Genomic DNA, 13,852 nt, shown 5'->3' with positions numbered 1-13,852 from the left:
CAGCGTGCTGGCGCGACCGCCCTCGCAGGAGAAAGACATCATGAGTACGGATAAGCGTGATGAGTTGTTTGAACGGTTACACCACTGGTTCGGTGACTCGGAAGCCGCCAACTGGAACGAATACACCACCGAGCAGGTGGCCAAGGGAGTCCTCCACGCCTTTACCCCGGCGCAATGGCAACGCCTCGGCGAAACCCTGTTGTCGCGCCCCGAGTACTGGCAGCACCGCTGCGCGGTGTCCCTGGGAGAGTTGCGCAGCCCGCCGGCCATTGAGCTGCTGAAACGCCTGCTGGTGGATTCGCCCTACCTGGACGTGAGGGTCATGGCGATCTATGAACTGGACTGGTCGGAAGCGGCCATCGAGCCCCGCTATGCGCCCTGCATCCTGGAAATCATGGACAACCTCAGTGAGGAAGGCATAGAGCCGGAGCTGCAAAGCCTGTTGACCAAGGCCGAGTCCGCCGCTCCCTGAGCGCGCCCCCTGGATGGCCCCTCGGCCATCCAGCTTTCAGCTCGACACCCGGGAGTTCACCAGCCAGCGCTCAAAGGCCTCGGTCGGCAACGGTCGGCTGATCAGATAGCCCTGCACCGTGTCGCAGCCCCAGCTTTCCAGCAATTTCAGGCAATGCTCATATTCCACGCCTTCGGCCACCACCTTGAGCCCCAGCTTGTGGCTCATTTCAATGGTGGAGCGCACGATCACCGCATCGCCGCTGGTTTCATCCAGATTGCGGATGAACGACTGGTCGATCTTCAGTTCCTGCACCGGCAGGCGCTGCAACTGCGCCAGGGATGAATAGCCGGTACCGAAATCGTCCACCGACAGGCTGATGCCGCAGCCGCGCAAGCGTTGCAGCACGGCCAGGGCCTGCTCCGGGTCGCGCATGATGGCGCTCTCGGTGATCTCGAACACCAACTGTTCGGCTGCCACCTGATAGCCCTCAAGGTAATCGCTGACCCGTACCTCCAGGCCGTCGTCCTCCAGGTCGCTGGCCGAGATGTTCAGTGACAGGCGTACGGGCAGGGCCCGGCGGTTCCACTCCGCCAGCTGGCGGATACAGGCTTCGATGACCCAGGCGGTGAGGCTGTGCATGCTGCCGGTGCGCTCGGCCAGGGGAATGAATTCCGCCGGCGAGACCACGCCGAACACCGGGTGCTGCCAGCGCAGCAGGGCTTCGGCCTGGTGCAGGTAGTCCCGGCGCAGATCGAGCTTGGGCTGGTACAACAGGAACAGCTCACCTTCGGCGGCCGCCCGGCGCAGGTCGCGGATCAGGCTGATCTGCCGCTGGTGAGCCAGGTCTCGGTCCTGCTGGTAGACCTGCAAGTAACCGGGCTTGAGCGAAGCATCATGGCGGGCGATGGCGGCGCGGCTGATCAGCTCCTCGGCGGACTTGCCGTCGGCGGGGTACACCGCCATCCCCATGCAGATCTGCCGGCGCACCTCATCGCCCTGGATCAGTTGCGGCCGGCTGAGCAGGTCATGCAGCCGGTCAGCCATGGCCATGGCCCCGTCCAGTTCGGTGTTCTCCAGCAGCAGGAGGAATTCACTGGCGGTGATCCGGGCCGCCGTATCGCCCTGGGACAATACTTCCCGCAGGCGCCGGCTGAGCTCGCCCATCATCTGGTCCAGGCCTTCTGTGCCAAAGCCTTCGTTGATCGCCCGATAGTTGTCGATGCCCAGGTAGAGCAGCACCACATTGCGCCGGGCGGCAATGGCCTTGGTCAGGCGTTCGATGGCCAGGGCCCGGTTCGGCAGCCCGGTCAGCGGATCATGCAGAGCGTTGTGGGCCAGTTGCCGTTCGCGGGTGGCAATGGCGCTCTGCATGGCGTTGAAGGCATCTGCCAGCACCCCGAACTCGTCGCTGCGCTTGATGGTTACCGGGGCCTGATAGTTACCGGCACCGATGCGTCTTGCCGCCTGGGCCAGGTCTTCCAGGGGCCGCGATACCCGCCGCGCCATCAGCAGGGCGCAGACCAGGGAGACCACCAGCGCCACCATGGCGATCCACATGAACTCCCGGTCCAGCGGGGCAAAGGCCTGCAACGCCTGCTCCAGGGGGCTTTGCAGCAAGGCCATGACCCGCGGATCGCCGGCATCCCCGGTATTGGCCAGTTGCAAGGCCTGGTTGAGGAAACGCTGGCCATGGGTCTCGCTCAACTGCGGCAGGGATTGCCACAGGGAGTCGGCCAGGACATTGATGATGGGCGACCAGAAGAACTCCGGCTGGGTGCTGAACAGCTCGCCGGGATGCTGACCATCGACCGTCAGAAACGACACTTCCAGGTTGCTCATGGAGCGCAGTTCCTGGGCAAACAGCTCATCCATGGGAAAGCCCATCACTACCCGGGCGATGGGTAGCGACTCCAGCACTTCCCCCTGGACCAGCAGATAGGGCCGGCCCTTGATTGCGACGAAGAGCATGTGGGTGTTGTGCCGCATGGCCCGGCGCAGGGCCTGGTCGTAGGGAAAGTGCTGGTCCCGGGCGATCACCGGCAGGGTGCTGGCGATGACCCGGCCCTCGGGGCTGAGCACGAACATCTCGCTGGAACGGATGCCGCCGCTATGCTGGGCCAGGGCGGCAAGGATATCCACCGGCTTGCCGCTGAGCACCGCCCGGCGAAACTCGGAATCCACCACCAGCCAGTCGACACCGTACTGCAGGTTGCGACCGCGCAAGTCCAGCAGCCGTTCGAATACCCGGGTGCCGATCTTCAGTTGCAATTGCGCCTGGCGCTCCACCGCTTGGGTAGTGGCGGTCTTGACCGCGAAATACACCGCGGCAATCAATACCAACAGCAATAGCGCCAGCACCCCGACAATCCTTGCCTGAAAGGTTCGGCGCCACTTCATAAGGCTGCTCTCAGTCGCTCCAAGTCCCCGGCGGGCCTTGAAAAGGCCAACGCGGATAACCCCTGCCGGAAGCTGAAAAATCCCTTCTTCATACCCATCCCTCTGAGAAGCTGAATGCGCGCGTCAAATAAATGCCAGCTTCATTCCGGCATTCCGGGCAATCAGATTAATCCTCAAATTACACAAGATCACGCAATAAAACAGGTGACATCGCAGTCATTTTATTGACAACCCATGTCAAACAGCCCCTTCAAGTGAGCTTGAATCCCTTCGCAAAAACCCCCAGACATGCAGCAAGAACAGCCTAGACCGCGGCTATGCAACGCTTCTCTGCCAGGGCAAGGGGCGATGCAGCGGCATTTCCCACCGCTTCGGAAAAACGCTGAAACCAGTCCCCCATTGAAACCCGCGGCGACCCGCCCCATCTAAGCTGCATAGTCCATCGCGCAGGAGCCTCCATGAGCGACCAGCAAGAATTTCCCGAAGATCCACGTGACTACGTCGATCCGGAAAACACCGAACACCAGGCTGCCCATGGCACCGGCCTGGCCCTGCCCGGACAGAATCTGCCGGACAAGGTCTACATCATCCCGATTCACAATCGTCCCTTCTTTCCTGCGCAAGTATTGCCGGTCATCGTCAATGAAGAGCCCTGGGCTGAAACCCTGGAACTGGTGAGCAAATCCGAGCATCACTCCCTTGCCCTGTTTTTCATGGACACCCCGCAGGAGGACCCGCGGCACTTCGATACCTCCGCGCTGCCGGAGTACGGCACCCTGGTCAAGGTCCATCACGCCAGCCGTGAAAACGGCAAGCTGCAGTTCGTTGCCCAGGGCCTGACCCGGGTGCGCATCCGCACCTGGCTCAAGCACCATCGTCCGCCCTACCTGGTGGAGGTCGAGTACCCCCATCAGCCCAGCGAGCCCACCGACGAGGTCAAGGCCTACGGCATGGCGCTGATCAATGCGATCAAGGAGTTGCTGCCGCTCAACCCGCTGTACAGCGAAGAGCTGAAGAACTACCTCAACCGCTTCAGCCCCAACGATCCGTCGCCCCTGACCGACTTCGCCGCCGCCCTGACCTCCGCCACCGGCAACGAACTGCAGGAAGTGCTGGACTGCGTACCCATGCTCAAGCGCATGGAAAAAGTCCTGCCGATGCTGCGCAAGGAAGTCGAAGTGGCGCGCCTGCAGAAAGAGATTTCCGCCGAGGTCAACCGCAAGATCGGCGAGCACCAGCGCGAGTTCTTCCTCAAGGAGCAGCTCAAGGTGATCCAGCAGGAGCTGGGGTTGACCAAGGATGACCGCAGCGCCGACCTGGAGCAGTTCGAACAGCGCCTGACTGGCAAAGTGCTGCCGCCCCAGGCGCAGAAACGCATCGACGAGGAAATGAACAAGCTGTCGATCCTGGAGACCGGCTCGCCGGAATATGCGGTTACCCGCAACTACCTGGAATGGGCCACGGCCGTGCCCTGGGGTGTCTTCGGCGACGACAAGCTCGACCTCAAGCACGCGCGCAAGGTGCTGGACAAGCACCACGCCGGGCTCGACGACATCAAGAACCGTATCCTCGAATTCCTCGCGGTGGGCGCCTACAAGGGCGAGATCAGCGGCTCCATCGTGCTGCTGGTAGGCCCACCCGGTGTCGGCAAGACCAGCGTCGGCAAATCCATCGCCGAATCCCTGGGGCGGCCGTTCTACCGCTTCAGCGTCGGCGGCATGCGTGATGAAGCCGAGATCAAGGGCCACCGCCGCACCTACATCGGCGCCCAGCCGGGCAAGCTGGTGCAGGCCCTCAAGGAAGTGGAGGTGATGAACCCGGTGATCATGCTCGACGAGATCGACAAGATGGGCCAGAGCTACCAGGGCGACCCGGCCTCGGCCCTCCTGGAGACCCTGGACCCGGAGCAGAACGTCGACTTCCTCGATCATTACCTGGACCTGCGCATGGACCTGTCCAAGGTCCTGTTCGTGTGCACTGCCAACACCCTGGATTCGATTCCCGGCCCGCTGCTGGACCGTATGGAAGTGATTCGCCTGTCCGGCTACATCACCGAAGAAAAACTGGCCATCGCCAAACGCCACCTGTGGCCCAAGCAGCTGGAAAAGGCCGGTGTCGCCAAGACCAGCCTGAGCATCAGCGACAGCGCCCTGCGCACGGTGATCGATGGCTACGCCCGGGAAGCCGGGGTGCGCCAGCTGGAGAAACAACTGGGCAAGCTGGTACGCAAGGCCGTGGTCAAGCTGCTGGACGAGCCGGACGCCACGATCAAGATCGCGCCCAAGGACCTGGAGGCTTCCCTGGGCATGCCGGTGTTCCGTAACGAGCAGGTCCTGAGCGGCACCGGGGTCATCACCGGCCTGGCCTGGACCAGCATGGGCGGCGCCACCCTGCCTATCGAGGCCACGCGCATTCACACCCACAACCGCGGCTTCAAGCTCACCGGGCAACTGGGGGATGTGATGAAGGAATCGGCGGAGATCGCCTACAGCTACGTCAGCTCGCACCTCAAGCAATTCGGCGGCGACAGCAAGTTCTTCGACGAAGCCTTCGTCCACCTGCACGTTCCCGAAGGCGCCACCCCCAAGGACGGCCCCAGTGCCGGGGTGACCATGGCCAGCGCCCTGCTGTCCCTGGCGCGCAACCAGCCGCCGAAGAAAGGCGTGGCCATGACCGGCGAGCTGACCCTCACCGGCCACGTGCTGCCCATTGGCGGGGTGCGCGAGAAAGTCATCGCCGCGCGGCGCCAGAAGATCCACGAGCTGATCCTGCCGGAGCCCAACCGCGGGCATTTCGAAGAACTGCCGGACTACCTCAAGGAAGGCATCACCGTGCATTTTGCCAAGCGTTTTGCCGACGTGGCCAAAGTACTGTTCTAACCCCTTTCGCCGGCAAGCCGGCTCCTGCAGGGCCCCCCTCGCAGGAGCCGGCTTGCCGGCGAACAGGCCATAACCGCCAACCTTTATTCCCCTCCCCACACCGCCCATCATCTTCAGTTATGCTCGCCGTTCGTCATGAATGATCGGAGCTTCCTGACCCATGCCCACACCCCGCCTTCTTGCCCTGCTCAGCCTCGCCCTGCTGACCGCTTGCGCCAGCCAGCCCAAGCAGAACGTCACCGTTGAAAACCAGAGTGAATGCCCGCTGCAACTGCACAATGGGCAGAACCTGATCCTCACCCTGCCAAGCAACCCCACCACCGGTTATCGCTGGGCGATCCAGGATTCGGCCGGCGGCATCCTGCGCAAGGTCAGCCCCGAGGTCTACAGCAACCCCGAAGACACCGGCCTGGTGGGCAGTGGCGGGCAGTCGACCTGGCGCTTCCAGGCCTTCGCCAGCGGCCAGGGCCGGCTGCTGCTGACCTACCAGCAACCCTGGGCACCGGAAGAGGCCCCGGTGAAGGCCTTCGACTGCTCGATCACGGTGAACTGACATGGGCTGGCTGATACTGGCGCTGATGGGCGCCGCGACCTTCCTCTACGGCGTCAGCGTGCATGCCACCCTGCTCTGCCTGCTGGTCAAGCCACTGCCGGTGCTGGCCCTGCTGGGCTGGCTGCACGATGCACCGCCCGGGGACTACCGGCGCTGGATCATCATCGGCCTGCTGTTCTCGGTGCTGGGGGATGTCCTGCTGGCCTGGCCCACGGACCTGTTCGTGTTCGGTCTCGGAGCCTTCCTGGTGGCACACCTGGCCTACCTCAAGGCTTATCTCAGCGACTGCCGGCGCCCGGCGCTGCTGCCCTTGCTGGTGGCACTGGCCATTGGCGCGGTGCTGTTGAGCATCCTGATCTCCCACGGCCTGGGGCCGTTGCTGGTGCCGGTGATCGTCTACGCCCTGACCATCAGCGCCATGCTCTGGCGCGCCTTGGCACGCCTCGGCTCAGCGGTGCCCACGCGGTCCGCGGTACTGGCAGCGCTGGGCGCCCTGAGCTTTGCCTTCTCCGACAGCCTGATCGGCATCAGCCGCTTCGTGCTGGCCTTCGACGCCGCGCCCTACCTGATCATCATTTTCTACTGGCTGGGCCAGTGGGGCATTGCCGCTTCGGCGTTCAGCCAGAAGCCACGCTGAGCCGCCTGCGCCGACAGGCCGGTCCCTACTCTCCGTAGGAGCCGGCTTGCCGGCGAAAGGACCCCACCTTGCGTCGCCCTTGCGCCCCTGAAGGCCCTGCGGGCCTTATCGCAGCCTGCGGCAGCGGCTACAATGCCGCCCTCTTTTTATCTCCATCGCCGGAACCGCCGTGAGCAAAGAACCCGACCGCCTTTTCGCCCAGCCACTGGCCCAGGTGCCCGACTTCGCCTTCAACGAGGATGTGGTGCGGGTGTTCCCGGACATGATCAAGCGCTCGGTGCCGGGTTACCCGACCATTGTCGAGAACCTCGGGGTGCTGGCGGCGCAGTTCGCCCAGCCCAACAGCGTGCTCTACGACCTGGGCTCTTCCCTGGGGGCAGTGACCCAGGCCCTGCGCCGCCATGTGCGCACGGATGGCTGCCGGGTCATCGCGGTGGACAACTCCGCAGCCATGGTCGAACGGTGCCGGGAATACCTCAACGGCCAGGATTCGATGTTCCAGGAGCTGCTGCCGGTGCAGGTGATCGAGGGCGATATCCTGGCCCTGGAATTCCAGCCGGCCTCGGTGGTGGCCCTGAACTTCACCCTGCAGTTCATCGCCCCCGAGCAGCGTCTGGCCCTGCTCGGGCGCATCCGCCAGTCGCTGCTACCCGGTGGCGCGCTGATCCTCTCGGAGAAGCTGCGCTTCAACGATGACCAGGAACACGCCCTGCTCACCGACCTGCACATCGCCTTCAAGCGCGCCAACGGCTACAGCGAACTGGAAATCGCCCAGAAGCGCAGTGCCATCGAAAACGTCATGAAGCCCGACAGCCTCGAAGAACACCGCGAACGCCTGCTGGCTGCCGGGTTCTCGAAAGTCGTGCCGTGGTTCCAATGCCTTAACTTTGCCTCGTTGATTGCCCTGCCATGATTGATCTGTCCCCCCTCGCTCGCCGTCTGGCGGGTACGCCCCTGGCCACCTGGGCCAATGGGCTGCAAGCCCAGCTCGACGCCAAGATGGAAAAAGGCCATGGCGACCTGGAGCGCTGGCAAAGCGCCCTGGATGCATTGCCGAAGATCCAGCCCAGCGAAATCGACCTGATCAATGGCCTGCGCCTGGACACCGACTGCGACAACGCCACTCGGGCGCAGATGCGCACCGCACTGATGGGCCTGTCGCCGTGGCGCAAGGGCCCGTTCGACCTGTTCGGCGTGCACGTGGACACCGAATGGCGTTCGGACTGGAAGTGGTCGCGGGTCGCCCCGCACCTGAACCTTGAGGGCAAGCGCATCCTCGATGTCGGCTGCGGTAATGGCTACTACATGTGGCGCATGCTTGGCGCCGGCGCCCACAGCGTGATCGGCGTCGACCCCAACTGGCTGTTCTTCTGCCAGTTCCAGGCGGTGCAGCGTTACTTGTCGGAGCCTTCGGTGTGGCACCTGCCCTTCCCCTTCGGAGACCTGCCGGCCAACCTGGAAGGCTTCGACACGGTGTTTTCCATGGGGGTGTTCTACCACCGCCGTTCGCCCATCGAGCACCTGCTGGCGCTCAAGGACTGCCTGGTCAAGGGCGGTGAACTGGTGTTGGAAACCCTGGTGGTGGAAGGCGACCAGCATCAGGTGCTGGTACCGGAAGACCGCTACGCGCAGATGCGCAACGTGTGGTTCCTGCCGTCGGTGCCGGCCCTGGAACTGTGGCTGCGGCGCGCCGGGTTCAGCGACGTGCGGTGCGTGGATGTCAGCGTGACCAGCGTCGAGGAGCAGCGCGGCACCGAGTGGATGAAGTACCAGTCCCTGAGCGACTTCCTGGACCCCAACGACCACAGCAAGACCATCGAAGGCCTGCCGGCGCCGATGCGTGCGGTGATAGTCGCCAAGAAATAACCCGCCTTCCCCCGCAGGAGCTGGCCGGGCGGCGTTCCGCTTGCCAGCGAAGGCGCCCGCCAGAGCGGCGCAAGGCTCAAGGGCCTCTTCGCCGGCAAGCCGGCTCCTACGGTTTTGTGTAGGCCGCGAACCGGTTTGAGATCAGCGCGCTCGACGCGCCTTGAAGAATTCGCTCAGCACCGTGCCGCACTCCTCGGCCAGAACTCCGCCCTCGTACAGCACTCGATGGTTGAGAAACCCTTGGGTGAAGAACTGCCCCTGGCTCTGCACAATGCCGGCCTTGGGTTCCAGTGCGCCGTACACCACCCGGGCAATGCGCGAATGGACGATCAGCCCGGCGCACATGCTGCAAGGTTCAAGGGTCACGTACAGGGTGCTGCCGGGCAGGCGATAGTTGCTCACCGCCTGGGCCGCTTCGCGGATCGCCACCATCTCGGCGTGGGCGCTGGGATCGCTGCCGCTGATGGGGCAGTTGTAGCCACGGCCGATGACCTGCCCATCCAGCACCAGCACCGCGCCAACCGGCACCTCGCCCAGGGCAGCGCCCTGCGCGGCCAGGGCCAGGGCTTCACGCATGAAGTCCTGGTCGCGGCTGCGGTCGATGATCGGCGCCGGGCGTATCTGGCGCATCACACCACCTCGATGGCGGCCATCAGGCCGGTTTCCATGTGGTCGATCACGTGGCAGTGGAACATCCAGACCCCCGGGTTATCCGCCACCAGGGCGACCCGGGCACGCTCGTTCTTGCCCAGCAGGTAGGTGTCGGTGAAGTAGGGGGTGATCTTCTTGCGGTTCGAGGCGATGACCTTGAAGCTCATGCCGTGCAAGTGGATCGGGTGCTGGTACTGGGTCATGTTCTTCAATTCGAAAATGTAGCTCTTGCCCTTTTTCAGGGTGGCAATCGGGCGGTCGGCGCAGGTCTTGTCGGTGATGTCCCAGGCCTGGCCGTTGATCTGCCACAGGCTAGGCGGCTTGCCATTGTCCACGTTCACCGAGACCGAGCCAACCCATTCGAAATTGAAGTTGAGCTTCTCGGCGTTGTCGAGATCCGGCTCGGCCACGGGGTTGGCCGGCAAGGCGGCGGGCCACTGGGTGGGCGCGTCGTTGTTGGCCACCGAGCGCAAAGTGCCCAGGCGCACCGGTCCGTTGCGCAGGGACAACTCCACACCGGCCGCCGGCGCCTTGATCGCCAGGCAGATGCGCATGCCCGGGCCCAGCCAGTATTCCTTGCCCAAGGGGCGCGGTTCGATGGGGTTGCCGTCCAGCGCATAGATCTGCGCTTCGACATCCGGGATGTTGATGCGGTAGGTCAGGGTGTTGTCCAGGTTCAGCAGGCGCACCCGGGTGATCTGCCCGGCCGGCAGGTCGATCACCGCCTGGGACACACCGTTGATGGTGGACAGGCGCCCGGCCGTACCACCGCGCGCCGCCTCCCGAGGGATGCTGAAGGGCATGAACGCGCCCTCTTCATCCACGTGCCAGCTTTTCAGGCTCAGGGTGCGCTCGTACTTGAAGCCGGTGGGTTCGCGTTCTTCGATGATCAGCGGGCCCACCAGGCCGCGACCCAGTTCTTCACTGCTGTTCACATGGGGGTGATACCAGTAGCTGCCGGCATCCGGCACGCGGAACTTGTAGTCGAAGTATTCGCCGGGCAGCACCGGCAGTTGCGAGACGTAAGGCACACCGTCCATTTCCAGGGGCAGGCGGATGCCGTGCCAGTGGATGGTGGTGGCCACCGGCAGGTGGTTGATGAAGCGTACCCGCAGCCATTCGCCCTGGCGCACCCGCAGTTCGGTACCCGGCGCCGAAGGGCCGAAGGCCCAGGCCTCGGTCTTGTGCCCAGGCACCAGCTCCACGTCCAGTGGCGCGGCGATCAGCTCGTAATCGTGCCCCGCCTCAGCGTCAGCCATCTTTCCCAGCCAATAACGCGATGCGCCGCCCGCCCCCACGCCCACCACTACCAGACCGGCCAGACCACCGAGTATTTGTCGACGGGTAAAGGACATGGACTCAACTACCTCACGTATCAGCCGCGGGCCCAGGCCCGCAAAAGGCGAATACGATACACCCGCAGTTGAGAAACAGTAAGGCCGGCGCGGCGACGGGACGCAGGCGAGACGGGGAAACGATGGGTGTTTTCGAGAGTCTGCTCGCTGGCAAGCCCGTTGCTCTTGCAGGAGCCGGTTGGCCGGCGAACAGGCCCCTCAGCCCTGCAACCCCAACAGCAGGTGCACCACGCCACCGGCCAGGAGCATCACCGCCGGTACCCCCGCCACGCGCAGGGCGCTGCTGTCCAGCAGTTGCGGATCATGCAGCTCAAGGCGCAGGCGGGTCAGGGCCAGGGGTTGCTGGCTCTTGATGTTGGCGCTGCCACCCAGCGCCGCCAGCATTGCGTCATTCAGAACATTGCCGTTGGCCCTGGGGGCCTTCGGCTGATCAGGGATCAGGTCCGGAGTCAGGGCTTTCCAGAACGCGCGTTGCAATTTCTCGAACATCTTCAGTTCTCCAGAACCAGTGAATCGGCTGCGACTTGCTGCTTGTGCAGGTATTCACGTACCTGAACCGCGTCCTCCAGATCGATGATCCGAGCTGCCAGCGCCTGGCATTCGCTCAGATCCAGCTCGCGTACCCGGGCCTTGATGGCCGGAATCAACGGCACGCTCACCGACAGTTCGTCCACCCCCAGGCCCAGCAACAGCGGCACTGCCAGGGTTTCGGACGCCAGTGCACCACAGACTCCGACCCACTTGCCGTGGGCATGGGCGGCCTGCACCGTTCGCGCGATCAGGCGCAGCACCGACGGGTGGAAGCTGTCGGCCTGACTGGCCAGGCGCGGATGATCACGGTCCATGGCCAGGGTGTACTGGGTCAGGTCGTTGGTGCCGATGGAGAAGAAATCCACCTCCGGAGCAAAGCGATCTGCCATCAGGGCCGCAGAAGGCACCTCGATCATGATGCCCAACTTGGGCCTTTCCGCCAGGCCCAGGGCCCGAACCTCGTCATCCAGTAGCTGCCGCGCCTGACGCAGCTCCGCCAGCTGGCTGACCATGGGCAACATGATGTGCAGGCGTGCCTGCCCGGCGCTGGCGAGAATCGCCCGGAACTGCTCCCGCAGCAGTTCGGGGCGCTCCAGGCACAGGCGGATGCCCCGTAGGCCGAGAAAGGGGTTGGCTTCACTGTCCATGGGCACATAGGCCAGGGGCTTGTCGCCGCCCACGTCCAGGGTGCGCACCACCAGATTGCGCTCAGGGCCCAGGGCCTGGGCGATGGCCCGATAGGTTTCGGCCTGCTCCTCCAGACTGGGGGCGTGGCTGCGGTCCTGGTAGAGGAACTCCGAACGCAACAGGCCGACGCCCTCGCCTCCCAGGCTCATGGCCTGCTCGGCCTCCGCCAGAGAGGCAATGTTGGCCGTGACCTCCAGATGATGACCATCGCGGGTCACCGCCGGTTGCGCCGCCTGGGCCAGGTCCTGACGCTGGCGCAGGCGTTGCTGCTGACGCAGGGACTCCAGTTGCTGCAAGCGTTGCGGGTCCGGGTCCGTATGCAGTTCGCCGCGATCGGCATCCAGCAGCACCCGGGTGCCGTTGGCCAGGGACAGGACCCGGGGCGACAGCCCACAGATCGCCGGCAGGCCCAGGGCTCGGGCGAGAATCGCCACGTGGCTGGTGGCGCCGCCGCCGACAGTGGCAAACCCCAGCACCTTGGCCGTGTCCAGGCTGGCGGTCTGCGAGGGGGTCAGTTGCTCGGCAATCAGAATGGCCTGGTCCGGCAAGCTCACGGCATGCTCTTGCACCCCGAGAATCAGCTTGAGCACCCGTTGGCCGACGTCCGCCAGATCCACCGCGCGTTCAGCCAGCAGCGTGCTGCCCAGGCCCTTGAACAGCTCGGCGGTAACCTCGATGGCACTGTTCCAGGCAAAGGCGGCGCTCTTGCCGGTGACGATCAGGGCTTCGGTTTGCTGCAACAGGCTCGGGTCGTCGAGGAGTTCCTGGTGGGCACGGAAGATTTCCTGCTGTGCTTCACCCGGGGCATTGTCCCGCAGCTGTTGCAGGCCCCGCACCGCCTCTCGCAAGGCCCGCTCAAGGACTTCACGCTCCTGCTGCGGGTTTGCCGCCCACTCGCTTATCTGCAGGCGCTGCTCAGCCACATGGACCACCTGGCCAACCGCCGAACCCGGTGACGCACAGACACCCCGCAGAACCGTCTCCTGCGACTCATCCCGCGCCGCTACTGGCTCAGGACTCGGCGCCGCAGCACTGACTTTCTCGCCACAACCCGAGGCCAGCAGTTCCACCAGAACCTGGATCGCCTGCTCGGCATCCGCACCCGCAGCACTGACCTGCAAGACATCGCCCTGCACCGTCTGCAACGCCATGATCGACACCAGGGACTTGGCATTGGCCGAGTCCTGGCGCCGGTGCAGGCAGATATTCGCGGCAAAGCCCTTGGCGGCCTGGGCCAGCAACGCCGCCGGACGTGCGTGCAGCCCCTGGGGGTTGCCCAGGATCAGCGGTTTGGAAAACAGCGCCTCTGCTTCAGCGCCCTCGACCTTGGCCCCTTCCTCTGCGCAGGCGGGCTCGATCTGCAACACCGGCTGTCCCAGCTCCACCAGCAGGCTGCCGGACACCAGCCCCGTCACCGCCTCGCCACTGACCACCAGCATCAGGGTCAACAGGCTGCGCGCGTGCCGGGCCAGATAATCAGCATCGAACTCGATCAACGGCTGGCCTGCCGAGACCTGCTGACCCTCCTCGACCAGACAGGTGAAGCCCTTGCCCGCGAGGTTCACCGTGTCCAGCCCGATGTGCATCAGCACCTGCTGGCCCTGTTCACCGGTGATGCTCACTGCATGGCCGCTGTGCTGCAGGTTGCTGACCACCCCGGACAGAGGCGCACAGAGGGTCTGGGAAGTCGGGTCGATGCACACGCCGTCACCGATCACCCGGCTGGAAAACACCGGGTCCGGAACCTGGTCCAGGGGCAGCAGCACACCGGACAGGGGCGCGAGCAATTGCAAGGGTTGGGTTATGGCCATGACGTCACCTGCTAATGATTCCTTGAAGTGC

General features: G+C 64.5%; 11 protein-coding genes. 6 read left to right on the top strand and 5 right to left on the bottom strand.

Going from position 1 to position 13,852, the window contains the following annotated elements; translation table 11 throughout:
* The first annotated feature begins 40 nt into the window (after positions 1 to 40).
* Positions 41 to 472, top strand: coding sequence for a hypothetical protein (locus AC1RGE_RS17885; protein ID WP_011063174.1), 432 nt, complete (start codon positions 41 to 43; stop codon positions 470 to 472).
* A gap of 36 nt (positions 473 to 508) precedes the next feature.
* Here the strand turns inward: AC1RGE_RS17885 and AC1RGE_RS17880 are convergent, their stop codons facing one another.
* Positions 509 to 2,851 carry a putative bifunctional diguanylate cyclase/phosphodiesterase gene (locus AC1RGE_RS17880; RefSeq protein ID WP_015636861.1) on the bottom strand — a complete coding sequence of 781 codons (2,343 nt, stop codon included), beginning with the start codon at positions 2,849 to 2,851 and terminating at the stop codon, positions 509 to 511.
* 458 nt (positions 2,852 to 3,309) lie between these two features.
* On the opposite strand from AC1RGE_RS17880, the gene lon reads away from it, so the two are divergent.
* The 5 genes from lon to cmoB all read left to right on the top strand — a co-directional run bounded on the left by lon (position 3,310) and on the right by cmoB (position 8,786).
* Positions 3,310 to 5,730 (top strand): endopeptidase La, encoded by a 2,421-nt coding sequence (lon, locus tag AC1RGE_RS17875; RefSeq protein WP_011063176.1) that lies wholly within the window; start codon positions 3,310 to 3,312, stop codon positions 5,728 to 5,730.
* A 160-nt stretch (positions 5,731 to 5,890) separates the two neighbouring features.
* A complete protein-coding gene (locus tag AC1RGE_RS17870) occupies positions 5,891 to 6,283 on the top strand; it encodes a protease inhibitor I42 family protein (protein WP_011063177.1) in 393 nt (130 codons plus the stop codon).
* Between the two features lies 1 nt (position 6,284).
* Positions 6,285 to 6,920, top strand: a complete 636-nt coding sequence (locus AC1RGE_RS17865; RefSeq protein ID WP_011063178.1) for a lysoplasmalogenase — start codon at positions 6,285 to 6,287, stop codon at positions 6,918 to 6,920.
* A gap of 169 nt (positions 6,921 to 7,089) precedes the next feature.
* Positions 7,090 to 7,833: a carboxy-S-adenosyl-L-methionine synthase CmoA gene (cmoA, locus tag AC1RGE_RS17860; protein WP_011063179.1), complete on the top strand. Its 744-nt coding sequence runs from the start codon at positions 7,090 to 7,092 to the stop codon at positions 7,831 to 7,833.
* Positions 7,830 to 8,786, top strand: a complete 957-nt coding sequence (cmoB, locus tag AC1RGE_RS17855) for a tRNA 5-methoxyuridine(34)/uridine 5-oxyacetic acid(34) synthase CmoB (protein WP_492584771.1) — start codon at positions 7,830 to 7,832, stop codon at positions 8,784 to 8,786. Before cmoA ends, cmoB begins: the two co-directional genes overlap by 4 nt.
* A 141-nt stretch (positions 8,787 to 8,927) precedes the next feature.
* Here the strand turns inward: cmoB and tadA are convergent, their stop codons facing one another.
* From tadA to ptsP, 4 genes are all read right to left on the bottom strand, one after another.
* Complete coding sequence (tadA, locus tag AC1RGE_RS17850; RefSeq protein WP_011063181.1) at positions 8,928 to 9,416, bottom strand: tRNA adenosine(34) deaminase TadA; 489 nt, start codon at positions 9,414 to 9,416, stop codon at positions 8,928 to 8,930.
* Positions 9,416 to 10,792 (bottom strand): multicopper oxidase family protein, encoded by a 1,377-nt coding sequence (locus AC1RGE_RS17845; protein WP_015636864.1) that lies wholly within the window; start codon positions 10,790 to 10,792, stop codon positions 9,416 to 9,418. Before AC1RGE_RS17845 ends, tadA begins: the two co-directional genes overlap by 1 nt.
* Positions 10,793 to 10,990: 198 nt before the next feature.
* Positions 10,991 to 11,281 (bottom strand): PTS sugar transporter subunit IIB, encoded by a 291-nt coding sequence (locus AC1RGE_RS17840; RefSeq protein WP_492584769.1) that lies wholly within the window; start codon positions 11,279 to 11,281, stop codon positions 10,991 to 10,993.
* A 2-nt stretch (positions 11,282 to 11,283) separates the two neighbouring features.
* Entirely contained in the window at positions 11,284 to 13,821 is a 2,538-nt protein-coding gene (gene ptsP, locus AC1RGE_RS17835) for a phosphoenolpyruvate--protein phosphotransferase (protein ID WP_492584767.1), read from the bottom strand.
* Positions 13,822 to 13,852 lie beyond the last annotated feature (31 nt).

It is taken from the genome of Pseudomonas sp. GW823-FHT02C05, assembly GCF_058797595.1.
Note: the sequence above shows the minus strand (reverse complement) of the source record. Positions and strands in the feature narration are given on the sequence as shown.